This is a genomic window from Gordonia insulae, assembly GCF_003855095.1.
In the GTDB taxonomy this organism is placed as follows: domain Bacteria; phylum Actinomycetota; class Actinomycetes; order Mycobacteriales; family Mycobacteriaceae; genus Gordonia; species Gordonia insulae.
The window spans coordinates 244,700-269,436 of record NZ_CP033972.1 but is presented as its reverse complement, the minus strand read 5'-3'; the positions used below and the strand labels follow the sequence as shown (position 1 = coordinate 269,436).

Here is a 24,737-nt window from a genome sequence, read left to right as displayed (position 1 = left end):
GCCCGATCATGGCTGTGGTTCCGCTTCCGCCGTCGAGACCGGCGCGGCTGCAACCGCTTCCCCGGCGGTGTCACCACCGGGCGCCGCCGACAGCGCGGCCAGGATCTCCGGTCCCTGCATGGTGATGTCACCGGCGCCGAGGGTGAGCACCAGGTCTCCCGCCCGCGCCACCGATGCGACGGTGCGCGCGAGCGCGGAGAGGTCGGGCTCGAAGATGACCGGCCGGGTCATCCGATCGGCGATCGAGGCGCCGCTGATCCCCGGGATCGGCTGTTCCCGCGCACCGTAGACGTCGGCCACCACCACCTGATCGGCGAGATCGAGGGCGGCCGCGAAGTCAGCGGCGAAGTCCCGCGTGCGCGAGTAGAGGTGCGGTTGGAACACCGCGATGACACGGCCGGGCCCGCGTGCCGGCTCCGCGGCGGCATCGGCCGCCGCGGCCTCGGCGGCCGCACTCTCGACCGCCTGACGGGCCGCGACGAGCACCGCACGTACCTCGGTGGGATGGTGCGCGTAATCGTCGAAGACGTCCACATCGCCTGCCCGCCCGCGGAATTCGAAGCGGCGGTGCACCCCGCCGAAGGCCTCGACGCCGTCCACCACGCCGGCGAGTTCGCCGCCGGCGCAGACACAGGCGACGGCCGCGCCGATCGCGTTGAGCGCCATGTGCCTGCCGGGCACGGTCAGATCGACGGTGCGTTCGACGGCGGGGTCGGCGATCGGCCCCTCGAACCGGACCCGCGCGACTCCCCCGGCGCCCCGGGCGTCCCAGGAGAGCAGTGTCGCGACCTGGATCGCGGCCGGCGCCAGGTCGGCGTGGCGTCCCTCGCCGTAGCCGAGCACCGAGACCCCGCGCTGCGCGAGTCGTTCCGCGCACCGTCCGGCGAGCGCGGCCGAGCCCTCGTCGTCGAGACAGACGATCAGTGATCCGCCGGGGGCGATGCGGTCGGCGAACGAGTCGAAGACCTCGGTATAGGCCTCACGGGTGCCGAAGAAGTCGAGGTGATCGACCTCGATGTTGGTGACCACCACCACGTCCGGGGTGTACTCGAGCAGTGAACCGTCGCTCTCGTCCGCCTCGGCGACAAAGATGCCGCCGCTGCCGTGGTGGGCGTTGGTGCCGGATTCGTTCAATTCGCCACCGACGGCGAACGACGGATCGAGGCCGCAGTGCTGCAGCGCGACGACGGCGATCGATGTCGTCGACGTCTTGCCGTGGGTGCCCGCCACCAGCAGGGTGCGGTAGCCGCCCATCAGGTCCGCCAGTACGCGCGGGCGCAACAGGATCGGGATACCGCGCGACCGGGCCGCGACGAGTTCCGGATTGGTCTTGGGGATTGCGGCGTGGGTGGTGACGACAACCGACGGGCCACCGGGCAGTTGATCGAGAGCGGACGGGTCGTGTCCCACCTGGATGCGCGCACCGCGGGTGCGCAGCGCGAGGATACCTCGGCTGTTCTTCGCGTCGGACCCGGAGACCTGACCACCCCGCGCCAGCAGGATGCGAGCCAGTCCGCTCATCCCGGCCCCGCCGATGCCGACCATGTGCACCCGGCGCAGCCGGTCCGGGAGATCACCGCCGTGCGTCGACCCGGTCATCGCGTCACCTCCCCGGCCGTCGCGCACCACGCATCGTCGTGGCGGACGCCACGTCTACCGATTGTCACCGCTTCGACCCCGATCCGGGTGAACGAAACGCGGCCCGCAGCCGACCTCGGTGCGATCCGGCGCGCTGGTCAGAGGCCAACTCGAGGGCCGCCGCTGCGACCGCGTTCGCGGCATCGCGATGCCCGGTGCCGGTGGCCGCCGCCGACATGGCGGCCAGGCGGTCGGTGTCGGCGAGCAACCGGGGGACCTCTCGCGCCACCCAGTCGGTGGAGATGTCCCCGTCGTCGACGATCACACCGCCACCGGCCTCGACGACCGGGAGTGCGTTGAGGCGCTGCTCGCCGTTGCCGTGTGGGAGCGGCACGTAGATCGCCGGCAGTCCGGTCGCCGAGATCTCGGCCACCGTCATCGCCCCCGACCGGCACATCACCAGATCGGCTGCGGCATATGCCAGATCCATCCGCTTGAGGTAACCGACCCCGCGGTAGGGCGGGGCGCCCGGCGGTGACACGGGGTTGATCGAGTTCTTGGGTCCGTACGCATGCAGTACCCCGATCCCGGCCGTCCCGAGCGTGCCGGCCGCACCGGCCACCGCATCGTTGAGTCGTTGCGCACCCTGCGATCCGCCGAAGACGAGCAGCGTGGGGGCCTCCTCGTCGAGGCCGAAGTAGTGGCGGGCCTTGGCCCGCAGTGCCGGTCGGTCCAGTTCGGCGATCACGCCGCGCACCGGGATGCCGACCACCTCGGCGTCGAGTCCGGACCCGGCCACCGCGGCCATCACCCGGTCGGCGAAGCGCGCACCCACCTTGTTGGCGATCCCGGCGGAGGCATTGGCTTCGTGGATGACGATGGGCAGCCGACTCCGGCCACGCACGTGCAGCTGCGCCGCGAAGTAGGCCGGGAGCGCGACGTACCCACCGAAGCCGACGACCACGTCGGCGCCGACATCCGACAGCACGGACCGGGTCGCGGTCACCGCATGCACCAGTCGGCCCGGCGTCTTCGCCAACTCGACGCCGGGCTTGCGTGGCAAGGGAACGGGTGGGATCAGTTCGAGGCTGTATCCACGTTCGGGGACCAGCGTGGTCTCGAGTCCACGGGTCGTGCCCAACGCGGTCACCCGTGCGGTGGGGTCGAGTCGGGTCACCGCGTCCGCAACGGCGAGCGCGGGCTCGATGTGACCTGCCGTCCCGCCCCCTGCGACCACGACCGACAGGGGCCGATCCGACCGCGATCGGCCTCGCTCAGAACTCACCGCTGCCCTACTCCATTTCGCATCGTCGACCGCCGGATCCCGACGGCCGGTCGTCTCGGCCCGGCGTCAGCGTCGCGACCAGGTGGAACGACCCACGGGCCGCCACTGATCGGTCGGCTCGGCCCGTCCGCCGCGCGATGCGTGTCCGCTCCGCCCCCGGTCCGTTCCCCCGCGATTCGATCCCGCCGCGGCCCGGCCGCCCGTGCCGGAATACCCCGTACGGTAGTCGACCCGCACGGCAGACGTGCGCGGTGCCCGGCCCGGCGTCGCCGAACGTCGGCCCGACGACGGGTCCGGTCGAGCGGCCCGCCCCGGGCGCAGACGCGCCCACCTCGACGGTGCGGTGTCGGCGGGTGCCGGACCACCGCGGCCCGGCCCCCGGGCGCGGTCGGGGCGTCGGCGATCGAGCCGGTCCCGTAGGGCGTCGGCGCGGGTCGGCCGGTACGCGACCGGCGCCGGCAGCCGCAGCCAGCGTCCGACGCGGCCGTCGCCGCCCGCGGTCAACGCCGCCACCGCCTCCGGTTCGTGCCGCGCCGCGTTGGCGAGCAGGCCGAGCATGGCCAGCACGGTCAACGTCGACGTGCCGCCGGCGGAGAGCAGCGGGAGCTGGATTCCGGTGACCGGCAACAGTCCGATGACGTAGCCGATGTTGATGAACGCCTGCGCCGTGATCAGCACCGTGATCGTGGCCGTCATCAGCCGCAGGAACGGGTCCACCGAACGGACCGCGATCCGGAATCCGATGAATGCCAGGATCGCGAACAGCATCACCACCAGGAGGCCACCGATGAGGCCGAGTTCCTCGCCGATGATCGCGAAGATGAAGTCGTTGTGCGCGTTCGGCAGATAGTTCCATTTGGCGCGACTCTGCCCGAGCCCGACGCCGAACACGCCACCGTTGGCCAGCGCATAGGTGGCCTGGCGCGCCTGATAGCCCGCGCCCTGTGGATCGTCGATGCTGCCGAGGAAGCTGAGCACGCGCTGCGACCGGTACCCCTCGACGAGGGCCAGGAGCACGGCGATCGCGGTCCCGACCGCGGCGAACGTCAGGAAGACCTTCACCGGGAGCCCGGCGAACCACAACAGCGCACCGACGATGATCGCGATGGTGATCGTCGTCGACAGGTTGGGCTCGAGCACGATCAGCACGCACACCAGCAGGGCCACCGGCAGCAACGGGATCAGCAGTTCCTTGAGCGACGCGTTCTCCTTGCGCCGCGACGCCAGGAGGTGCGCACCCCAGACACACAGCGCGACCTTGACGAGTTCCGACGGCTGCACCGACAGTCCCCCGATGACGAACCAGCGACGCGCGCCCTGGCTCAGGGTGCCGATGCCCGGGATGAGCACCAGGGCCAACAGGATGGTGGTCACCACCATCAGCGGCGCGGCGGCACGCCGCAGCAACCGCACCGGCACACGCAGCATGACGTAGAAGACGAGCAGACCGAGCAGCGCGAAGATCACCTGCGTCGCGAACAGTCCGTACGACGACCCGTTCTGCGAATACCCCTCGACCGACGACGCGGACAGCACCATCACCAGACCGAATGCCGTCAGCAGGAAGGCGATGGTGAGGATCAGGTGGTAGGACGCCAGCGGACGCGAGAGGAGGTTACGGACCGCCTCGAGCACCGCCGCCGGCCACGAGGCGGCGAATCCGGTTGTCGCCGAATCCTTCTGCTTCGACTCCCGCCCAGTCGAGCCCTTCTGGGTGGAATTCTTCTGGGTGGAATTCTTCTGGGTGGAACTCTTCTGCCCGGAGTTCTTTTGCGTCGCGTTCTTGTCGGAGGCGGCCCGCGTGCTCTCGCGGGTGTCCCGCTCCGGCGCCTCCGTGCTCATCGCGACGAACCGCCGGCATCCGCCGCGCCGGGCAGCGCCCGGGCGGCGGTCGCGAACGCGTCACCGCGCCTGCCGTAGCCGGCGAACATGTCCAGCGACGCCGCCGCAGGTGCGAGCAGCACCGCGTCCGGCCGATCCTCCGCCGCCCGTGCCAGGTGTGCGGCGACGGCGACCGCGCGGTCCATCACCGCGATGGCCGCGTGGTCGGCGGGACTGTCGGATGCCGCCGTCCCGACGGTCTCCGGGGTCGGGACGAGCGCTTCCGACAAGTCGGACGGCAGGTCATCCACGGGGTTCGCGGTCTGCTGAACAATCACGCGCCCATCGTCCCCTGTGAATACTGTGACTGTTGGGACTTCTGGGGCGTGTCGCGCGATCGCCTCCGCGATCACGTCACGATCGCGACCGATGGCGACGACGCCGGCGAGTCGCTCCCGGGTGTTGCGCACCATGTCGTCGACCTGAGCGCCTTTCAGCAGACCGCCCGCGATCAACACCACCCGCCGATGGCCGCGGATCGCCGCCTCGGCCGCGTGCGGGTTGGTGGCCTTCGAATCATCGATGTAGTCGATGTCCTCCACGCGTGCGACGACGTCGCCGCGGTGCGCGGCCGGGCGGAACTCGCGCAGTGCGTCCGCGACGGCGGCGGGCGGCACGTCGATCGCGAGCGCGAGCGCGGCTGCCGCGAGCGCATCGGCCAGACCGGACGGCCCGGGCGGATGGATCGCTGCGGTCTCGACGATCGGGCGGGACGTACCGGCCGGACCGAAGGCCCGGTCGACGATCGTGCCGTCGTCGACCCCGAGGGTGCCGTCAGCCGGCGTGCCGAGGGTGAATCCGACCCGGCGTCCGGCGACCGGCAGACCCGAGGCGACGCGATCGTCGAGGCCGACCACACCGACCGCGCCGCGGAGGGCGAAGGCCTTGGCGTCGGCATAGGCCGCGAACGACCCGTGCCAGTCGAGGTGATCGTCGGCGACGTTGAGGACCACCCCGGCCTCGGGGCGCACCGACGGCGCCCAGTGCAGTTGGAAGGAGGACAGTTCCGCGCACAGGACGTCGACCCGTGGCTCGGCCAGCATGGCATCGAGTACCGGCAGCCCGATGTTCCCGCAGGCCGCACCAGCGCGACCGGCGCCGACGACGATGTCGGTGAGCATGGAGGTGGTGGTGGTCTTGCCGTTGGTGCCGGTCACCACCAGCCAGGTGCGCGGCTCGCCGAGCAGTCCCGCACGGTCGACGCGCCACGCCAGTTCGACCTCACCCCAGATCGGCACTCCGGCCTCGTGGGCGAGCGCCATCAGCGGATGCGTCGGCGCGAAACCGGGTGAGGTGATGACGAGGTCCGTCTCACCCCACAGGCCTCCTTCACCCGACAGATCGCCGTCGAGCACCGACGACATCCCGATCAACTCCGCACCGAGGTCGGAGAGTTCGTCGTCGCCGGGCTGGTCCGGCCCGAACCGTGCGTCCGCCACCGTGACGCGTGCACCCGCGCCCAGCAGATATCGGGCCGCCGATCGACCGGCCGTTCCCGCACCCGCGACCAGCACCCGAAGGTCGGCGAGTGCGGTCACGTCGAGCACGCTGTCCTCAGCCACTGACGGCCAGGAACTCGCTGTAGAACAAGGACAGGCCCAGCGCGCACGCGATCGCGGTGAGCAGCCAGAATCTGATGATCACGGTGGTCTCCGCCCACCCGCCGAGCTCGAAGTGGTGGTGGAACGGCGCCATCCGGAAGACCCGGCGTCCGGTCGTGCGGAAGAACGCGATCTGAATGACCACCGAGATGATCTCCGCGACGAACAGGGCGCCGATCACCACGGCCAGCAACTCGGTCCGCGTGGTGATCGAGAGTCCGGCCAGCATGCCGCCGAGTGCCAGCGAACCGGTGTCACCCATGAAGATCTTGGCCGGAGCGGCGTTCCACCACAGGAAGCCGAGGCACGCGCCGCCACCGGCGACCGCGATCAGCGCCAGGTCGAGCGGGTCGCGGACCACGTAGCAGCCGGGCGTGATCTCCTGGGTTGCCTTCGGTCCGCCCGTGCAGGCGTTGCGGTACTGCCAGAACGTGACCAGGACATACGAACCCAGCACCATCGCCATCGAACCGGCCGCCAGACCGTCGAGGCCGTCGGTGAAGTTCACCGCATTCGACCAGGCCGCGACCACCAGCCAGCAGAAGATCACGAACACGGCCGACCACATCGAGATCGCGTCGATGTCGCGGACGTATGACAGGTGGGTGCTCGCCGGGGTGTAGCCGGCGTCGTTGCGGAACTGCAGCACCAGGACACCGAAGAGGATGGCGGCGGCGAACTGGCCGATCGACTTGGCCGTCTTGTTGAGACCCAGGTTGCGGTGCTTGCGGATCTTGATGATGTCGTCGAGGAAGCCGACGCCACCGAGCGCCGTGGCGAGGCCGAGGACCAGCAGTCCCGATGCCGTGGCCCCGGTGCCGCCGGTGAACAGGCCGACGATGTGGGCCCCGAGATAGCCGGCCCACAGCGCCGCCAGGATCGCCACACCGCCCATCGACGGCGTGCCGCGCTTGGTCTGGTGACTCTGCGGTCCCTCGACCCGGATCTCCTGCCCGAAACCCTGGCGGGTGAACAAGCGGATCAGGATGGGTGTGAGCAGGATCGACACCGCCAGGGCGATGCCGCCCGCGATCAGGATCTGTGTCACCGTGTCATCCCCGTCTGTCCTGTCACCGTCGTCGCTCTCACTCGCTCTTCCTTGTCGTCGGGATGCGCACGCCTCGGCGTGGTCGTGTGGGTCATGATCGGGGCGGGTGCCGGCCTCACGCGTGATCTGTCCGCCACAGACCGGCCAGGGCGACGATCTCCGGCCCCGCCGCAGCCAGCAGGATGACGTCACCGGGGCCGGGCCGCCAGTCGCCGTCACCGGTCAGCAGGTCGCGGGCTTCGTCGGTGTCCGCGACCATCCGGGCCTCATCGCCCCAGGAGCCCTCCATGATGGCCCCCTGATGCATCGCGCGCACGGATCGCGTCTCGCCCACGCACAACGTCTTGTCCACCGCGAGCCGAACCGCCTGGCGTCCCACACGATCGTGCTCGACGACACCGTCGTTCTCGGTCATGCCGCCGGCGACCGCCAGCTCACCGAGGATCGCCCAGGTCCGCACCGCGGCATCGTGTGCACGTGCCGTCGATCCCGCCTCGGCGAGGTCGCGCAACAGGGCCCGGGCGTCGTCGATGCCCGCCGGTACCGGCGCCACCAGCACGGTGGTCGTCTGGTCGACCATCAGCCGTCCTCGGCCGGGTTCGTCGGCGTGACCGACAGCGCGTCGAGCGCCTCGGCGGCCACCAGGCGATCGTCGAACGGGTGCTTGACGCCGCCGATCTCCTGCCCGGTCTCGTGGCCCTTGCCGGCGATCAGCACGACGTCCGTCGGCTCGGCCCAGGCGATCGCGGCACGGATCGCATCGGCGCGGTTGCCGATCTCGCGAACCTCGGTCGTCCCCTCGTCCGCGACCGGGCGGGCCCCGTCGAGCACCTCGGCCCTGATCATCGCCGGATCCTCGGAACGCGGGTTGTCGTCCGCGACGATGACGAGTTCGGCCGCGCGCGCGGCGATCTCACCCATCATCGGGCGCTTCCCGGTGTCCCGGTCACCGCCTGCACCGACCACCACCGCGATCCGTCCCCGGCTCTGCTCACGCAATGTCGCGATCACCGCCTCGAGTGCCGCGGGTTTGTGCGCATAGTCCACGACGACGAGGAAGCCCTGGCCGCGGTCGATCCGCTCGAGCCGCCCGGGCACCGAGACCGACGCGATCGCCTCCACGGCCGTCGACGTCGGGACGCCCGCGCCCGTGGCGATCGCCACGGCGGTCAGCGCGTTCGCCACGTTGTAGCGGCCGGGCAGCGGCACCGTCAGATCCTGGTCGCCGCCGGCGGGCACGGTCACCGTGACGTGCTGCTTGCCGTCGGCGTCGACGGTCGACGGCCCGGCATGCCACTGCGCAGGCACCGGTCCCGTCGACACGGTCACCGTGGTCGTCTGGGGGTCGGCACGCGCGATCTCGACCATCCGGCGACCCCATTCGTCATCGACACAGATGACCGGCCGAACCGCGCGGGTCGACGACGACGGGGCGAACAGCCGCGCCTTGGCGTCGAAGTACGCGCGCATCGAGTGGTGGAAGTCGAGGTGATCCTGCGACAGGTTGGTGAACGCCCCGATGGCGAAGTGCGCACCGTCGACGCGGCCGAGCGCGAGTGCGTGACTCGACACCTCCATCACCACGGCGTCGACACCACGTTCGAGCATCGTGGCCAGCAGGGCCTGCAGCGTCGGCGCCTCCGGCGTGGTCAGAGAGCTGGGCTGAGCGACGCCGTCGATCCGGGTCTGGACCGTCCCGATCAGGCCAACCGAATGCCCGGCCGCGAGCAGCGCCGCCTCGACCATGTAGGCCGTGGTGGTCTTGCCGGACGTGCCGGTGATGCCGATCAGCTTGAGCCGCTGGGACGGATATCCGTAGATCCGGGCGCTGACCGGTCCGAGGACGGTGCGCGGCTCAGGATGCACCAGCACCGCGCACGCGGCGTCGGGGCCCAGGACGCGGGTCAGTTCGGCACGACCGGCCGGGTCGGTGAGGATCGCGGTCGCGCCCGCGGCGATCGCCTGATCGGCGAACTGCGCGCCGTGCGCGCGGCCACCCTGCAACGCGGCGAAGAGGTCACCCGGCAGCACGTCCTGCGCACGCAGGGTCACGCCGGTGACCTCGGTGTCGGCGGCGACGGAACCGATGAGGTCCAGGCGCGCACCGGTGGCCGTGGACAGCACCGACACCGGGGTCGGGGCCACCGTGGTCGGCCGGAGCGCCACCGCTGGGGATTTCGTCCGCTTACGGCGAGTCGACGCCATCTGTGCCTCCCGCCTCCCGTCTCGCTGTACTCGATCTGGGCGGCCCGGGTCGGGCTCGCCGGAACGCACTCACGATACCGTCAGTGCGCTCATCCTCCCGTGCGGGTGAGCCGCGCAGGCACACACGACGGAATCGGTGGATGTCACGCCGGACCGTCCACCGGTCACCGTCGTGCGATCAGTGGGCCTCCAGGGTCAGCCGCGGCGCCGGACGCGCCGACAGCGGCACCCGGTCGCGCTGCAACAACCAGGAAGCGACGGTCCCGTACATCGGCGCCGCCGACTGCCCGCCACTTCCGTCCGAACTGCGCTTCGGATTGTCGAGCATGATGCCGATCACGTACCGGGGGGCGTCCGCCGGTGCGATCCCGGCGAAGGTGATGTTGTAGTTCGAGTTCGAATAGCAGCCACAACCGGGATCGACCTGCTGGGCGGTGCCCGTCTTCCCCGACATCTGATACCCGGCGACCGCACCGGTGTACCCGGTGCCCTGCTGGACGCCCATCGGGTCCTTCTGCATGACGGCCCGGAACATGTCGCGAACGGTCGTCGCGGTCTGCGGGCTCACCACCCGGACGCCGTCCGGCCGGGTCGCGTCCTCCGGCGGCTGGCCGTCCCGTTGCTCGGAGACCATGATCCGCGGCGGGATCCGCAGGCCGTCGTTGGCGATCGCCTGGTACATCGCGGTCATCTGCAGCAGCGACATCGAAAGACCCTGACCGATGGGCAGGTTCGCGAACGACCCACCCGACCACTGACTCAGGGCCGGGACCTCGCCGGCACTCTCCGCGGGCAGACCGACACCGGTGCGCTGACCCAGGCCGAATCGGGACACCATGTCGGCGAAGCGCTTCTCCCCGACCTTGCGGGCCAGCATCAGGGTGCCGACGTTGGACGACTTCCCGAAGATGCCGGTGGTCGTGTACGGCTCGACGCCATGCGCCCAGGCGTCGTTGACGGTGACGCCGGCCATGTTGATGCTGCCCGGTACCCGATGCACCTGGGTCGGCGTGGTGACGCCGTATTCGATGGCCGCGGCGGCCGTGATGATCTTGTTCACCGAGCCCGGCTCGAACGGTGACGTCACGGCCTTGTTGCCCAGATCCGCGTTCTTCTGGTCGCCGAGTGGCTCGGAGGCGTTGAAGGTACTGTCGTTCGCCATCGCGAGGACTTCCCCGGTGTGGGCGTCGAGGACCACGGCAGATGCGTTCTTGGCTCCCGACGCCGCCTTGGCCGCGGAGACCTGGCTCTGCACGAACCACTGCACGTCGGAGTCGATGGTCAGCCGAACCGTCGCACCGTTGATCGCCGGGTGCACGTTGCGGGTGCTGCCCGGGATGATGGCCCCGTCGGAGCCACGGTCATACGTCTTCGATCCGTTCGTGCCCGCCAGCGTCGAATCCAGCGAGGCCTCCAACCCGATCAGGCCGTTGCCGTCATAGTTGACGTCGCCGATGATGTTGGCGCCCAGCGAGCCACCGGGATAGAGCCGGATGCTCTGCGGATCCGCGCCGACCTCCGGGAACTCGGTGGTGATCTTGCCGGCCGTCTCCGGACTGACCGAACGGGCGAGATAGACGAAGGTGTCGTCGCTCTTGAGCTTCGCCATCAGGTCCTGCTCGCTGATCGATCCGCCGAGCGCCGACGACACGCCCTTGGCGATCTCGCCGAGTCGCTTGTCCACGTCGGGCAGCGCCTCGTCCTTGCGATGGGCTTCGTCGATCGTCTTGCGGACCGCCTTGGGCAGGAATGTCAGCGACCGCGCCTCGTCGGTGTAGGCGAGGGGACGTCCGTTCCGGTCGACGATCGCACCGCGTTTCGCGGTGAGCACCTGGGTGTATTCGCGTTGCTGGGCGGCCTCCGCGGAGATCGACGAAGCCTCGATGGTGTGCACCACGATCATGCGGACGGCAACCGCGATCACCGCGAGGATGACGATCGCACCGGCGATCCGGCTGCGTCCCAGGAACGCCTCCGGCCTGCGCGGACCACCTCCGCCGGTCGACCCCGATCCCCCGCGGCCACCGCGACCACCGCGGCCGCGCCCGGACGAACCCATGTCGAGGCGCTGGAAGACGGCACGTGTCATGGTTGCCAATTGTCCCTGCCGCTAACGCGATTCCGGCGAATTTGCGCCCGGCGCGTTGACGTTCGAGGGCAGCACGTTGGGCGCCGGAGCAACGACGTCCGGAACGGGCGCGCCCGGCGTGGCCGCGTCGGGCGCCGGCGCACCCGGAGCCGACGGGGTGGGCGCGGCAGGCGTCGGCGTCGCCGGGGTCGCACCCTGCGGTGCAGGCGAGGTCGGCGCCGCACCCGGGGTGGTCGGCGCTGTGGTCGTTCCCGGTTGCGAATCCTGCTGTGTACCAGCGCCATTCGCCGCATCGGTGTTGGCCGCGTCACCCGGGAGCCCCTGCGAGTCGTCGACCTTCTTGGGGTCGATCGTCGAGACGGGGTCGGGACCGGTCGGCGGGTTGATCGATCGCATGGCCTTACCCTCGGCCGGTTCGGGATCGCCGACGACGCGCGGCTTTCCGGTCCCGTCGACGATCATCCGGGCGGGGTTCTTCGCCGGGATCATGCCGAGGCGCGAGGCCTTGTCGCTCAGTTCGGGCGCCGAATCACCCGATTCGTAGGACCGCTTGAGGGAATCACGGCGATCGACCAGAGACTGGTTCTCCTGACGAGCCTCGCCCAGCCGGTAGGAGTCGGCGGCCGCCTTGGTGGACAGCCAGAGACTGAGACCGAGACCGACGACGAGCAGGGCCAGGATGGGAACCACGAAGGGAACGCCCGCGATTCGCGCCCGCATCGAGACCCGGGGCCGGCCGGTCGCGCCGTGGCCGATGCACGTTCGGCGACGCGGCCGGCGCGCTCGTCGCGGTCGAGACGCTTACGCCTGCGGTCGATCGCCCGTTGCGCGGCACGGGATCGCGTCGCGCGTTGGGCGTCGGCGCCACCGGTCCGCCGACCTCTCTGCGGACGTTCCTCGAGGAGGTCGTCGTCGATGTCGATGTCCTGCACCAGGGTCATGAGCGATCCTTTTCCTCGACACGTTCGATGACACGCACCCGCACGGAGGCGGACCGCGGGTTCTGCGCGCGTTCGGTCTCGTCGGCCTGCTCGGCACCCCGGGTGATCAGCCGGAAATCCGGTGCCGAACCGGGCAATTCGACCGGCAGCCCGCGCGGCGACGTGGATGTTGTCCGGGAGGCGAACTCCCGCTTGACGATCCGGTCCTCGAGGGACTGGTAGCTCATCACCGCGACCCGCCCGCCGACACCCAGGACCCCGAGGGCTGCGGGAATCGCCCGCCGCAGCGCGTCGAGTTCGTGGTTGACCTCGATGCGCAACGCCTGGAAGGTGCGCTTCGCCGGATGACCACCCGTGCGACGGGTGGCTGCGGGGATTGCGGCGTAGAGCAACTCGACCAGGCGACCGCTGGTGGTGAACGGCGCGCGTTCCCGCTCACGGAGGACGGCCGACGCGATCTTGCCGGCGAAGCGCTCCTCACCGTACTCGGACAGGATTCGGGCCAGGTCGCCGTGTGAATAGGTGTTCAGAATGTCTGCCGCAGTGACGGTTTCGGACGAATTCATCCGCATGTCGAGCGGGGCGTCGACAGCATAGGCGAACCCGCGATCGGGCCGGTCGAGTTGCATCGACGAGACGCCGAGGTCGAAGAGCGCCGCGTCGATGCGGTCGAGACCCGCTTCGGTCACCACGTCGCCGATCTCGTCGAACCGCGCCTGATGGAAGGTGATGCGGTCGCCGAACCCGGCGAGACGCTCGCGCGCGATGTCGAGTGCGGTGCTGTCGCGGTCGATGCCGAGCACGCGGACCGCGGGATCGGCGCGCAGGATGAGTTCGGTGTGCCCACCGGCGCCCAGCGTCGCATCGACGAAGACCGGGGCGGTGTCGGCACTGTCGCCGCGGGAGAAGGCGGGAGTGATGAGGTCGATCATCCGGTCGGCCATCACGGGGAGGTGACCGAACTCACCGGACTGCCGGGGCGAACCGGGATGATCTCCGGGCTCCTCCTGGCGTGCGTTCACCGACCTACTCCTCGGACTGTGCGGTTCGACTGACTGTCGCTCGAGGGGATGTCCGATGAGGCGGGGTCTCGGCCCGATCACGCACCTGGCGTTGGGGAAGTACGCCAGGGTCGTTCCGGGCCGAGGCCTCGACCCACCCGATCCCCTGTTCATCTGTGTGCCCCGCACGACTGTCTGCTAGAGCAGCGAGTCCAATGCGGCGGAGCCCGCTGCCGAGAAGTCCTCCTCGTGCTGACTCTGGTAGTCGCGCCAGGCCTGTGCGTCCCAGATCTCGAGGTGATCGAAACCGCCGATCACAACGCACTCCTTGGACAGGCCGGCGTAGGTCCGGTGTTCGCCCGACAAGGTGATCCGGCCTTGTCCGTCGGGCCGCTGCTCATCGGTACTCGCGAAGAAGTACCGCTGAAAGGCCCGCGCCTCGGGGTCGTTGCGCGATGCCGCCATCGTGCGCTCCGCGATCGCGTCGAACTCCTCGGCCCGATACACCGACAGGCTGCGGTCCTGGCCTCGTGTGACCATCACCCCTCCTGCCAGCGCGTCGCGAAACTTGGCGGGCAACGTGAGTCGCCCTTTGTCATCGAGTCGGGGCGTGTAGGTGCCGACAAATCGCACGGACATGTCGTCACCTCCTGCCCCACCAGGTTCGACGTCCGGTCCGTCTCACCCAGTGCTGCCACAGTACCCCACTTTCCACCACTTTCCACCCCCAACACCCCACCCATGCCCCACACGATCACAAACTCCCAGTTCAACGGCATCAGAGCAAGTGGGGACGTCGATCAGATCCGGCGCGTCGCGCCAGGTTCTGGGTGGTGCTTGTGGTGCTGGAACACATCAAAGTGCCAGGTGAGATGCCCTTGATTGGGACGGTGGGGCAAAGTGGGGCACCCCGGTGGGGCGAAGTGGGGACCACGGTGGGTCAGCGTGGGGAGACCGGCGAGTCCGTCGGGGTGGATGTGGATGGACGCCGTGAGCCGTCCCGACACGCACCAAGGCCGCACACCAGTTGGTGTGCGGCCTTGGTGAAGCCAATGCCCGGGCCGTGCCCGGCGAAGGATCTACTCCTGCTCGAAACGCCTGTTGAAACGGTCTTCCATGCGCTCGGAGAACTTGCGCTTGGGTGCGCCCGCCCGCTGTTCCTTGCCGCCGCCACGGCCGGCTCCGCGATCAGGCCCGGGCGTCCGTCCGTTCCCGCCCATGAGCGCGAGCAGACCGGCCCCGAACATGATCAGGAAGCCGATGAGGCTGATGATCGGGAACCCGCCGACCTTGACGTCCACGATGAGACCACCGACGAGCAGAACCAGACCCACGACGAAGATGGCCACGGCTTGCAACCGACGCCGGCCGCTGGACCTCCCGAGGCGACGGCGCTTGACGCTCGACGCGAACTTCGGGTCTTCGGCATACAGAGCGCTTTCGATCTGTTCGAGCATGCGCTGCTCGTGCTCCGAAAGAGGCACCGACCCTCCTAACTCCCAAACTCAACCGACCCGACCACACGACCGCTGTCGAACCGTGTGCGCTGTCGACGCCGTTCAGCCGCTGTATACGACTTCAATTCCCATGATACGAGCAGAATCATCCGGCGACCACCATTACCCGAGGTTGAGTCGGATCGCCGTGTCACGCGGTGCGGTCGGACCGCACATTCTGATGAGGCAGCTTACCTTGCTCGTAGGCGATCACGAGCGCCTCCACCCCGTCGAGCAGATCGATCACCCGCTCGCGCATCACGCGTACCGCCGACTCCTCGAGCGTGCGGATCAGCCCGGATTCGATGTCGAGCCGGATGCGTGAACGCACGGCGAAGAACTCCGCGAGTTCGCCGAGCTCGGGCACGACCACCGGCAGACGGTTCCATGCGCTGCGGGAATGCCGGCGACGGGCCGGGCGTGTGGACGGTTCGTAGATCTCGATGGCCGCCCCTGCCGCACGCAGGGCCGTCAGATAGTACTGGCGGAAGCGCTCCGCCGGATCGTCGACGCCGTCGGCGTTGTCGAACAACACCTGGGCGCGATCGAGCAGGTCACGACTTCGACGCACGATGATCGGATCGATGTCCATCGCGGTCTGCGAGGTGGGGATCGAGCGGGGCATCGCACTCCTCCTCGGGTTGGCCGGCTCGTGTCTGCGTTGTACAACTGCTTTGTACAACGCCGGCCCGACAGCTGACGCTTCCCTCGTTGGCCGTCGGGCCGGCGCATGCGTCGGCGGGTGGGGACAGAACAGCTTGCGGAGGCTGATTCATCGAACACCCGTTCGACATATTCAATATAGCTAGCACGCGGGCCGGCTTCAAGACGGCCGCGGACACGGATGCCCAGAGTTCGACGAGAGGACAGACGTTCGTTGACGATCCGCCTCGTTGAGCTGACCGGTCAGGATGCCCCGGTGTGGCTCGAGCCCGCGCTCGACATCTATGTGACCGCCATGGATTACCCCCGCGGCACCGAGATCCACCGGGCGGCGCTGTGGCGTGACCACATCAGTCGTCCGGGGTGGCGGGCCGTCGGTGCCGTGGCAACCGTCTCTCCCGCCGAGGTCCGATCCCCGGATTGGGTGCGCAGACGGCTGTCCCGGCCGCTCGCGGTCGCCGACAACGAAGTGCTGGTCGGCATCGCCTACGGCTACCGGGGTGCACGCGACCAGTGGTGGAATCAGCAACTCCGGATCGGACTACGCCAGTCCGGGCAGCCGGCCGCGCAGGTCGACGAGATCACCCGCGACTACTTCGAACTCACCGAGCTGCACGTCCACCCCAGCGCCCAGGGCCGCGGCATCGGCCAGTGGTTGCTCGGTCGGCTGCTCACCGGTCGCACCGAGCGATCGGTGCTCCTGTCCACGCCGGAGATCCCCGCCGAGAACAACCGAGCGTGGTCGCTCTATCGACGCCTCGGCTTCGTCGACGTCCTCCGGCACTTCACCTTCACCGGCGATCCTCGTCCGTTTGCCTTCCTCGGCCGTCCGCTGCCGCTGGTTCCCGACGATCCGGGTCGGCGATGACGCCGGAGGGTGGAGCATCGATGACATGGCACACGAGATGATCCGACAGTGACACCCTCTTCGACGACACCCTCATCGACGACACCCTCCACGACGCCCGGCCATCCCGCCGTCGACGCGATCGTCGTCGGGGCGGGCCACAACGGCCTCGTCGCCGCGGCGTACCTCGCGCGCGACGGGCGGTCGGTGCGGGTGCTCGAACGTGATGACGTCGCGGGCGGCGCCGTCTCGACCATCGAACGGTTCCCCGGCTACCGGGTGGATCGCGGATCGTCGGCGCATCTGATGATCCGTCACTCGCCGGTGCTCGACGAGCTCGCGCTGACCGATCACGGCCTGCGCTACGTCGACTGCGATCCGTGGGCGTTCAGCCCCGCCACCGACAACTCGGCGCCGATCATCTTCCGTACCGACCTCGACGCCACCTGCACCTCGATCGAGCGGGCCGTCGGGACCGCCGACGCGGACGCCTACCGGAGGTTCGTCGAGGTGTGGCGACCACGTGCCCGGTCGGTCATGCGTTCGTTCTACGGGCCGGCCACGCCCGGCCGGTTCGCCACCGCGTTCACCGGCCTGACGGGGACCGCCACCACGGCCCGTCGCGGCCCGGTCGGCCGTCGAACCGGTGCGATGCTCTCACTCACCCAGGAACTGATGTCCTCGGGCGACGCACTGCTCGACCGGTGGTTCACCGCGGAACCACTGAAAGCGGCGTTGGCCTGGTTCGGTGCGCAGTCGGGCCCGCCGATGGACGCGCCCGGCACCGCACCCATGATCGGTTTCGCCGCGCTCCAGCACGACATCCCGCCGGGACGGGCGGTCGGTGGCAGCGGCGCGCTCACCGAGGCGCTGCTCCGACGTCTCGGCAGCGACGGCGGCGAGGTGGCACTGGGCGACGGTGCCACCGCGATCACCCGGTGCGGCGATCACTGGCGCGTGGAGACTGCCGGCGGTGAACAACATTGCGGGACAACCGTGATCGCCGCATGTCACATCCTGACGACTCTGGACCTGCTGGCCGCGGGCGGCCTCCCCGCCCAGACCGTCGACCGCTGGCGCTCGCAGATCGTCGTCGGGGACGGCATCGGCATGGCGGTGCGACTCGGCACCGACGCGCTGCCCGCCTATCGAGATCTCCCGTCCGACCTCCCCCCGCACGGGGTGCACTCGGCGCTCGGTCTGCTCGTCACCGACCGTGCCCAGCTCCGTCGCGCGCGCGCCGCGGCCTCGGTCGGCGAGTCGCCGGAGCGGCCGGCGTGCGTCTCGATGGGGTACTCGGCGATCGACCCGACCCTGGCACCACCCGGAAGACACCTGGTCAACGTCTGGGCGCAATGGCATCCGTACCGCCTGGCCGGTGGCCGGACGTGGGCGCAGGCCGGACCGGGTGCGGCGGCGGCCGTGGTCGCCGAACTCGACCGGCACGCCCCCGGATTCGGCGACCACATCGAGCACATGCACATCCAGACACCCGACGAACTCGAACGCGAGCTGGGGCTGATCGGCGGGAACATCATGCACGTCGAGATGAGCATCGACCAGATGTTCTTCTGGCGTCCACACCCCGACCTGTCCGCACACCGGGTGCCCGGCGCCGACGGCATCCTGCTGGCCGGGGCATCCACGCATCCCGGCGGCGGTGTGACCGGCGCCAGCGGGCGCATCTCCGCGCACCTGGCGATGCGCCGACGGTGAATCGCGACGACGTCCGGGCACGCCGTGGTGCGTCGGCCACGGTCGGCGCGGGTCGTCTGGCACGATGAGCATCGTGCGCTCGTCATCCCGCTGGTCCGCCATCCTGATGCTGCTGTCTCTGCTTGCCGCAACTCCCCTGCTCAGCGGGTGTCTGGAGCGTTCGACGACGGTCGGCGACCGGTATTCGGGAACCATCGTCGTGGCGACGTCGCCGGACAATCCGCGCGGCGCGCCGAAACTCGACGTCCCCGAGTCGATGGCGTCGCGGGTCAGCCTGAGCGACTACGACTCCGTCCCGGAGTCGGCCTCGACCACCGCGGGTGCTCCCGCGCCGACGCCGTCGGCGGCCGATCCCGCCGCTCCGCCGGCGAGCGGCGCACCCGGCGACGCCGCAGAGGACGCCCCCGAGATACCGCGGGTCGGTACACGTGCGGTCTTCACCGACCTCACCGCCGGCCAGTTCAGCCAACTCGGCGACATCGTCGCCGCCGCCTTCGGCGAGTCGGCGATGAGTATGGACCTCACCGCGAAGCGCAGTGGCGACGTGGTGCGGTTCCGCGGCAGCGCCGACCTGAGCGATCTGACCCCCGGCCGCGACCTGGTCCGGTTGACCGTCACCTTCGCCGGACCGGTGACCGCGACGAACGGCGACCAGATCGGCGAGAGCACGGTCACCTGGACGCCCGAGCCGCGCAAACCTTCCGACTTCAGCGCCGACGCGACCTATCCGGACCCGGCGACCGCCGCGGTCAGCAGCTGGTCGTGGTTCCTGGCGCTGATCTGCCTGCTCACCGTGCTGGTGGTCGCCGGGCTGGCGTGGACCAGGCGGGATCGCAGCCCGCGGCCCGGCAGGCCGCGGCCGTCGGCCGGCAAGAAGCCACCGACGAGCCCACCCACCCCGAAGACCACGGCGGGTTCGGGCGCCGGTCGCTGACCGGCCGGTAGGCCGGTCGGACCGCATCGGTCACCCGCGGAGGGAACCCGGATCGGTCAGCGAGCCGCCGACGCGACCGGGAGTACGGACGTCATGTCCACACCGAGCCGCTCGAGGACCTCGCTCGTCGCCTTCGCGAAGTTGAGGCTGCAGAAATGCAGGCACGGCGCACCCTCGGCGATGAGTCGCTCGGCGATCTCCGTCGCGAAATCGATCCCGACGGCGCGGACGGCCTCGCGGTCCTCCTCGGGACCGTCGCCTGCCGCCGCGGCGAACCTCTCCTGGACGTCCGGCGGGATGACCGAGCCGGAGAGCTCGGTCATCCGGCGCACACTCGCCAGCGAGGTGATCGGCATGATCCCGGGGATGACCGGTTTGTTGCCCTGCTCCGGGTCGGCGCGCGCCACGCGATCACGCAGGCGGAGATAGTCGTCGACATCGAAGAACATCTGGGTGATCGAGTACTCGGCACCGGCCCGCAGCTTGTCGACGAGGGTGCGGGTGTCGTGATCGAGGTCGATGGCGCGATGATGCCCCTCGGGGAACGATGCGACACCCACGTGGAAATCTCCGAGATCGTCGATCAGCCGGACCAACTGCTCCGCGTACTCGACCCCGTCCGGGTGTTTGGTCCACTCGCCCAACGGGTTTCCGGGCGGGTCACCGCGCAGCGCGAGGATGTTGGTGATGCCCTGATCGGCGTAGGCACCCACGAGCGCGCGTAGTTCCTCGATGCTGTGGTTCACCGCGGTCAGGTGCGCCACCGGCAGGAGCGTGGTCTGGGCGGCGAGCTGACCGGTGATCCGGACGGTTCGGTCGCGGGTCGATCCTCCGGCGCCGTAGGTCATCGAGACGAATGCGGGACCGAGGCGCTCGAAGGTACGGACCGCCCGCCACAGCCGGGCCTCCGCGGCCTCGTCCTTGGGCGGGAAGAACTCCACCGAGAACGGCACCGGACCGCGGTGCGGTGCGGACAGCCGATCGATGATCGATGGAGCCGGGGTGGAGGATGAGGTCACCAGGACATTGTACGGATCACCGGCGGCGCGCTCCGGGCACCGGCCTCGCGGCCTCGCCGGGTCCGTCGGCCACTAGCCTGACAGGGTGACCTCCCCGCCGATACCGACCACCCTCGACGATGTGCCCGCGGCCGTCGAGGCCGCGCTCGGGGTCTTCTTCGACCGTGCGGTGCCGGTGGCCGTCGACATCGATCCGCAGTTCGGCGCGGCCGGCGAGGTGCTGCGCGACTTCGTCCTACAGGGCGGCAAGCGGGTCCGCCCGACGTTCGCCTACGCCGGATGGCTGGCCGGGTCGTCGTGCTCGACGCGCGACCCGGCGACACCCGCCGATCCCGACGCCGCGGACGCCCTGCGTGTCGCGGCCTCACTCGAACTGGTGCAGGCGTGCGCGCTCATCCACGACGACATCATCGACAGGTCCGACACCCGTCGAGGACACGCGACCGTTCATCGGGAGTTCGAACGTCGCCACCGCGTCGACCGGTGGGCCGGCCAACCCGATCACCACGGGGTATCGGCCGCGATCCTGCTGGGCGATCTGGCGCTGGCGTGGGCCGACGACATGGTCCACGGCCACCACCCCGGCACCGACGCGCTCGACGTCCCCGCACCACGCCCGTTGCCCGCACCCGTCGGCCGGGTGTGGTCGGCGATGCGTACCGAGGTGCTCGGCGGCCAGTACCTCGACATCGTCAACGAGGCGGGCGGCGACGAATCGATCGACGCCGCGTATCGCGTGATGGAGTTCAAGACCGCCGCCTACACGGTGGCACGGCCCCTCGAACTCGGTGCCACCCTGGCGTGCGCATCCCCCGCACTGATCGGCGATCTGCGATCCGTCGGGCACGACCTCGGCATCGCCTTCCAACTGCGCGACGACCTGCTGGGGGTCTTCGGCGACCCCGAACGCACCGGCAAGCCGTCCGGCGACGACCTGATCGCCGGCAAGCGCACCGCCCTGCTGGCGGTGGGTCTGGCCCGCGCCGCTGCGCAGGGCGGCGACCGCGCCGACCGGCTCCGCGACGCGGTCGGTCGCGCCCTGACCGACGACGAGGTGCGAACGGCCCGAGCCATTCTCACCGATGTCGGCGCGGTCGAGGAGATCGAGCGGCAGATCTCGGGCCTGCTGGGCTCGGCGCTGGAGACGCTGGCCCGGGCCGACCTGTCGGCGACGGTCCGCGCCGAACTCGACGGGTTCGCCCACCGGATCGCCCACCGCACGACGTGAGCCCGACACCGATCGACTCCGGCGCCCGGGTGGTGGTCATCGGGGCGGGGCTGTCCGGTCTGTCCGCCGCCCTGCACCTCACCGGACACGGCCATCGGGTGACGGTGGTCGAGACCGCCGACACACCGGGCGGACTCGTCCGCACCGAGCGGCTGGGCGACGACGGCTCGCATCGGTTCGACACCGGCGCCACGGTGCTCACCATGCCCACCCTGATCGACGATGCGCTTGCCGCCGTGGGGGTCTCCGCCGACGAGACCCGCAGACGTCTGGCTCTCGTGGACGTGGATCCCTCCTACTCCGCACGGTTCGCCGACGGCACCGCCCTCGACGTCCCGCGCGGCGTCGACCGACTGGCCGACACCGTCAGGGACGCCTTCGGGCGCGACGCCGCGGATGGGGTGCGCGACCTCACCGCCTGGCTGAACCGCCTCTACGACGTCGAGTTCGACACCTTCATCGATCGGAACCTGAGCTCGGTGCGCGATCTCGCCGATCGCCGAATCGTCGCGGCCGCCGCGCGCCTGATCGCCATGGGCGCGACCCGCCGGCTCACCCCGGCGGTGGCCCGCCACGTCGATGACGAACGGCTGCAACGGATCTTCACCTTCCAGGCCCTCTACGCGGGCGTACCGCCGCAGCATGCGGCCGCCATCTACGGCGTGATCGCACACATGGACGTCGGACTCGGGGTCCACTATCCGGCCGGTGGGATGGGCCGGATCGGCGAGGTGATGGCCGACGCCCTGCGCGACGCGGGCACCCGCGTGATGCTGTCCACCGCGGCGACGTCGCTGTGCCACAACGACGGTCGGGCCACCGGCGTACGTCTCGCCACCGGCGAGGTACTGTCCGCGGACGCGGTCGTCGCGGCCATCCCGATCAGCGCGGTGGCGGATCTGCTCGGCACCGGACTGCCCCGCGGTCCGCGATGGCGACGGATCCGTCATTCGCCGAGCGCTGTGGTGATCCACGGGGTCGCGCCGCGATCGGTGACGCAGGCGTGGCCCGGGCACCACCACACACTGGATTTCGGTGCGGCCTGGTCGGACACCTTCCGCGATCTGACGCGCGCGCCGGGCCGCCTGATGCGCGACCCGTCGTTCCTGGTGACGCGGCCCGACCTGTCCGACCCCGACGCCGACGCCACGACCGAGCGGGTCTCGGTGCTCGCACCGTGTCCCAACCTGGACACGGCCGGCCTGCCGTGGGACGCACTCGCCGGCGCGTATGCGGCGGAATGCCTGCCGACACTGGCCCGGCGCGGTTATCACCGCATGGACTCCGCACTGTCGATACTGCGGATCGACCATCCGGGCACCTGGGCGGCGGCGGGCCTGCCGGCCGGGACGCCGTTCGGCGCGGCACACACCGTGCGCCAGACCGGACCCTTCCGCACCCCGAATCGGTGGCCGGGCAGTCCGAATCTCGTCCTCGCCGGCGCGGCGACCGTGCCGGGTGTCGGCATCCCGCCCGTGCTGGTGTCCGGCCGGCTCGCCGCCGAACGTGTCGTCGAGAGCCTCGGCGAGATCTCGCCGCGCCGTAGGATGCTGCGATGACCACGATCGACGACACCGGGACGGCCCGAACCGCGGGTCTCGGCCGGGTGACCGGATCGGGTGATCTGATACTGGGTTTCATCGGCGCGGTACTGATCTGTATCGGTGGTTTCGGCGTCGGCGACATCGCCCGGAACAACACCACCGCCCAGGACCTCGGCCTGTCCGCCATCACCTATGGACACGGCAAGACCCTGTTCGGCACCGTCTTCTGGCTGGGCGTCGCGACGATGATCGTCGCCTGGGTGCGGCTCGGCCGCCGGATCGGCGTCGGCTCGAGGCCCTCCCCGGCGGTGCCCTCCCCCGTGCCCTCACCGGCGGTGCCCTCCCCCGTGCCCTCACCGACCGTGCCCTCCGTGCGCGCGATGCGCCTCGGTGTCCTCGCCTGGGCGGCGCCGCTGGCGGTGGCGGTCCCGCTCTACAGCCGCGACGTCTACGCCTATCTGGGACAGGGCGCGGTGTTCCGCGCGGGCCTCGATCCGTACGCCGACGGCCCGGCGCACCAGCCGGGTCCGTTGCTGGACAGCATGGCCCAGGTGTGGGCGTCGACGACGGCCCCCTACGGTCCGTTCTTCGTCGGGATGACGCGCGTGATCACCGAACTCACCGGCGACAACGCGATCCTCGGCGTCTATCTGATCCGCCTCGTGCTGTTACCCGGCCTCCTGCTGGCGCTCTGGGCCATTCCGCGTCTCGCCGAACACTTCTCCGCGTCGCCGCAGGCCGGCCTCTGGTTGGCCCTGGCCAATCCGATGGTGCTGATCCACCTGGTCGCCGGCACCCATGTCGAACTGCTGATGATGGGCGTACTGGTCGCGGGGGTCACGTTGGTGGTCACCGGCCGTCACGTGCCCGGCCTCGTGGTGCTCGGACTCGCGGTGTCGATCAAGGTCACCGCCGGGGTCGCGATCCCGTTCGTCGTGTGGATCTGGCTGTCCCACATCCGCGCCCGGCGTGCTGTCCGGCCCGCGGATGTGGCCGGGGTGTTCGCAGCCGTCGTCGGGATCACCGTGGCGGTGTTCGCGGCCTGCACCGCCATCCTCGGACTCGGACTCGGCTGGCTGACCGGCCTGGGCTGGGCCGACCGGATCATCAACTGGTTCACCCTGCCCACCCTGGCCGGCCATCTGGTGACGCTGGTGGCCGCGCCGTTCACCGCACTGAACCTGCAGCCGGTCCTGGTCGTGACGCGCGCCGTCGGATCGGTGATCCTCGCCGTGGTCCTGATCGGGCTGTGGTGGTGGCACCGCCGCGACGAACGCAGCGCGATGGCCGGGATGGTCTGGGCCATGCTGGCCGTGCTCATACTCGAACCATCCACTCTCCCCTGGTATTACACGTGGGCCTTGTGTCTCGCGGTGGCGTTCACCCTGCCCCCAGGGTGTCGGCGGCGGTTGTCTTCGTCTCCACCTTCATGTTGATCGTGTTCCAGCCGGACGATTCGATCCTCTTCTACAAGGTGCCCGAGGTGATCCTGGCGATGGCATTGTCCGCGCTCGCCGCGATCTCGCTGCTGCGGCCCGATCCGTTGCGGCTCGGACAACTCGTGAACTGGTTCCGGGATCGCCCCGCCGACGACGATGACAGGGATGTGCCGGTGTCCGCGACGGGTCGGTGACATCCGTTGGCTGACAACGACTCCAGCC

Annotated in this window: 21 protein-coding genes; 7 read left to right on the top strand and 14 right to left on the bottom strand. The window is 70.1% G+C overall.

What is annotated here, in order from left to right:
- Positions 1-6 precede the first annotated feature (6 nt).
- The 13 genes from murC to D7316_RS01280 form a co-directional block, all read right to left on the bottom strand.
- Positions 7-1,599 carry a UDP-N-acetylmuramate--L-alanine ligase gene (gene murC, locus D7316_RS01340; protein WP_124706702.1) on the bottom strand — a complete coding sequence of 531 codons (1,593 nt, stop codon included), beginning with the start codon at positions 1,597-1,599 and terminating at the stop codon, positions 7-9.
- 64 nt (positions 1,600-1,663) lie between these two features.
- Positions 1,664-2,863 (bottom strand): undecaprenyldiphospho-muramoylpentapeptide beta-N-acetylglucosaminyltransferase, encoded by a 1,200-nt coding sequence (murG, locus tag D7316_RS01335; RefSeq protein WP_124706701.1) that lies wholly within the window; start codon positions 2,861-2,863, stop codon positions 1,664-1,666.
- A 66-nt stretch (positions 2,864-2,929) separates the two neighbouring features.
- On the bottom strand, positions 2,930-4,705 hold the full coding sequence (ftsW, locus tag D7316_RS01330) for a putative lipid II flippase FtsW (RefSeq protein WP_124706700.1): 1,776 nt from the start codon (positions 4,703-4,705) through the stop codon (positions 2,930-2,932).
- Complete coding sequence (murD, locus tag D7316_RS01325; RefSeq protein WP_232016717.1) at positions 4,702-6,306, bottom strand: UDP-N-acetylmuramoyl-L-alanine--D-glutamate ligase; 1,605 nt, start codon at positions 6,304-6,306, stop codon at positions 4,702-4,704. Before murD ends, ftsW begins: the two co-directional genes overlap by 4 nt.
- Positions 6,299-7,393 carry a phospho-N-acetylmuramoyl-pentapeptide-transferase gene (gene mraY, locus D7316_RS01320; protein WP_124706699.1) on the bottom strand — a complete coding sequence of 365 codons (1,095 nt, stop codon included), beginning with the start codon at positions 7,391-7,393 and terminating at the stop codon, positions 6,299-6,301. The genes murD and mraY overlap by 8 nt, the downstream gene beginning before the upstream one ends.
- A gap of 115 nt (positions 7,394-7,508) precedes the next feature.
- A complete protein-coding gene (locus D7316_RS01315) occupies positions 7,509-7,973 on the bottom strand; it encodes a UDP-N-acetylmuramoyl-tripeptide--D-alanyl-D-alanine ligase (RefSeq protein WP_124706698.1) in 465 nt (154 codons plus the stop codon).
- Positions 7,973-9,598: a UDP-N-acetylmuramoyl-L-alanyl-D-glutamate--2,6-diaminopimelate ligase gene (locus D7316_RS01310; RefSeq protein WP_124706697.1), complete on the bottom strand. Its 1,626-nt coding sequence runs from the start codon at positions 9,596-9,598 to the stop codon at positions 7,973-7,975. The genes D7316_RS01315 and D7316_RS01310 overlap by 1 nt, the downstream gene beginning before the upstream one ends.
- Positions 9,599-9,776: 178 nt before the next feature.
- Positions 9,777-11,687, bottom strand: a complete 1,911-nt coding sequence (locus D7316_RS01305) for a peptidoglycan D,D-transpeptidase FtsI family protein (RefSeq protein ID WP_124706696.1) — start codon at positions 11,685-11,687, stop codon at positions 9,777-9,779.
- Positions 11,688-11,708: 21 nt separating this feature from the next.
- Complete coding sequence (locus D7316_RS27045; protein WP_331852555.1) at positions 11,709-12,407, bottom strand: hypothetical protein; 699 nt, start codon at positions 12,405-12,407, stop codon at positions 11,709-11,711.
- A gap of 217 nt (positions 12,408-12,624) precedes the next feature.
- Positions 12,625-13,650: a 16S rRNA (cytosine(1402)-N(4))-methyltransferase RsmH gene (gene rsmH, locus D7316_RS01295; RefSeq protein WP_269462477.1), complete on the bottom strand. Its 1,026-nt coding sequence runs from the start codon at positions 13,648-13,650 to the stop codon at positions 12,625-12,627.
- 177 nt (positions 13,651-13,827) lie between these two features.
- Positions 13,828-14,268: a division/cell wall cluster transcriptional repressor MraZ gene (mraZ, locus tag D7316_RS01290; protein ID WP_124706694.1), complete on the bottom strand. Its 441-nt coding sequence runs from the start codon at positions 14,266-14,268 to the stop codon at positions 13,828-13,830.
- A 440-nt stretch (positions 14,269-14,708) separates the two neighbouring features.
- Positions 14,709-15,113: a DUF3040 domain-containing protein gene (locus D7316_RS01285; RefSeq protein ID WP_124706693.1), complete on the bottom strand. Its 405-nt coding sequence runs from the start codon at positions 15,111-15,113 to the stop codon at positions 14,709-14,711.
- 163 nt (positions 15,114-15,276) lie between these two features.
- Positions 15,277-15,750, bottom strand: a complete 474-nt coding sequence (locus D7316_RS01280; RefSeq protein ID WP_124706692.1) for an SAV_6107 family HEPN domain-containing protein — start codon at positions 15,748-15,750, stop codon at positions 15,277-15,279.
- Between the two features lie 252 nt (positions 15,751-16,002).
- On the opposite strand from D7316_RS01280, the gene D7316_RS01275 reads away from it, so the two are divergent.
- The 3 genes from D7316_RS01275 to D7316_RS01265 all read left to right on the top strand — a co-directional run bounded on the left by D7316_RS01275 (position 16,003) and on the right by D7316_RS01265 (position 19,285).
- Entirely contained in the window at positions 16,003-16,656 is a 654-nt protein-coding gene (locus tag D7316_RS01275; RefSeq protein WP_124706691.1) for a GNAT family N-acetyltransferase, read from the top strand.
- 120 nt (positions 16,657-16,776) lie between these two features.
- Positions 16,777-18,351 (top strand): phytoene desaturase family protein, encoded by a 1,575-nt coding sequence (locus tag D7316_RS01270; RefSeq protein WP_232017109.1) that lies wholly within the window; start codon positions 16,777-16,779, stop codon positions 18,349-18,351.
- A 64-nt stretch (positions 18,352-18,415) separates the two neighbouring features.
- On the top strand, positions 18,416-19,285 hold the full coding sequence (locus tag D7316_RS01265) for an LppM family (lipo)protein (protein ID WP_197718162.1): 870 nt from the start codon (positions 18,416-18,418) through the stop codon (positions 19,283-19,285).
- A gap of 56 nt (positions 19,286-19,341) precedes the next feature.
- Here the strand turns inward: D7316_RS01265 and metF are convergent, their stop codons facing one another.
- Positions 19,342-20,304, bottom strand: a complete 963-nt coding sequence (gene metF / locus D7316_RS01260) for a methylenetetrahydrofolate reductase [NAD(P)H] (RefSeq protein ID WP_124706689.1) — start codon at positions 20,302-20,304, stop codon at positions 19,342-19,344.
- A gap of 85 nt (positions 20,305-20,389) precedes the next feature.
- Here metF and D7316_RS01255 point away from each other — a divergent pair, with 85 nt between their 5' ends.
- The 4 genes from D7316_RS01255 to D7316_RS27700 are packed head-to-tail and all read left to right on the top strand — an operon-like array spanning position 20,390 to position 24,709.
- On the top strand, positions 20,390-21,532 hold the full coding sequence (locus tag D7316_RS01255) for a polyprenyl synthetase family protein (RefSeq protein ID WP_124706688.1): 1,143 nt from the start codon (positions 20,390-20,392) through the stop codon (positions 21,530-21,532).
- On the top strand, positions 21,529-23,091 hold the full coding sequence (gene crtI / locus D7316_RS01250) for a phytoene desaturase family protein (RefSeq protein WP_232016716.1): 1,563 nt from the start codon (positions 21,529-21,531) through the stop codon (positions 23,089-23,091). The genes D7316_RS01255 and crtI overlap by 4 nt, the downstream gene beginning before the upstream one ends.
- Positions 23,088-24,512: a polyprenol phosphomannose-dependent alpha 1,6 mannosyltransferase MptB gene (mptB, locus tag D7316_RS01245; RefSeq protein ID WP_408609958.1), complete on the top strand. Its 1,425-nt coding sequence runs from the start codon at positions 23,088-23,090 to the stop codon at positions 24,510-24,512. Before crtI ends, mptB begins: the two co-directional genes overlap by 4 nt.
- Positions 24,506-24,709, top strand: coding sequence for a hypothetical protein (locus D7316_RS27700; RefSeq protein ID WP_408609957.1), 204 nt, complete (start codon positions 24,506-24,508; stop codon positions 24,707-24,709). The genes mptB and D7316_RS27700 overlap by 7 nt, the downstream gene beginning before the upstream one ends.
- The last annotated feature ends 28 nt before the right edge of the window (positions 24,710-24,737 follow it).

Excerpts from the sequence above, each read along its gene's own strand:
- mptB (WP_408609958.1), top strand. The coding sequence starts at position 23,088 with ATGACCACGATCGACGACACCGGGACGGCCCGAACCGCGGGTCTCGGC.
- mraZ (WP_124706694.1), bottom strand. The coding sequence starts at position 14,268 with ATGTCCGTGCGATTTGTCGGCACCTACACGCCCCGACTCGATGACAAA.
- D7316_RS27045 (WP_331852555.1), bottom strand. The coding sequence starts at position 12,407 with ATGCGGGCGCGAATCGCGGGCGTTCCCTTCGTGGTTCCCATCCTGGCC.
- D7316_RS01265 (WP_197718162.1), top strand. The coding sequence starts at position 18,416 with ATGAGCATCGTGCGCTCGTCATCCCGCTGGTCCGCCATCCTGATGCTG.
- D7316_RS27700 (WP_408609957.1), top strand. The coding sequence starts at position 24,506 with ATGTTGATCGTGTTCCAGCCGGACGATTCGATCCTCTTCTACAAGGTG.
- ftsW (WP_124706700.1), bottom strand. The coding sequence starts at position 4,705 with ATGAGCACGGAGGCGCCGGAGCGGGACACCCGCGAGAGCACGCGGGCC.
- murC (WP_124706702.1), bottom strand. The coding sequence starts at position 1,599 with ATGACCGGGTCGACGCACGGCGGTGATCTCCCGGACCGGCTGCGCCGG.
- D7316_RS01305 (WP_124706696.1), bottom strand. The coding sequence starts at position 11,687 with ATGACACGTGCCGTCTTCCAGCGCCTCGACATGGGTTCGTCCGGGCGC.
- D7316_RS01310 (WP_124706697.1), bottom strand. The coding sequence starts at position 9,598 with ATGGCGTCGACTCGCCGTAAGCGGACGAAATCCCCAGCGGTGGCGCTC.
- D7316_RS01315 (WP_124706698.1), bottom strand. The coding sequence starts at position 7,973 with ATGGTCGACCAGACGACCACCGTGCTGGTGGCGCCGGTACCGGCGGGC.
- D7316_RS01280 (WP_124706692.1), bottom strand. The coding sequence starts at position 15,750 with ATGCCCCGCTCGATCCCCACCTCGCAGACCGCGATGGACATCGATCCG.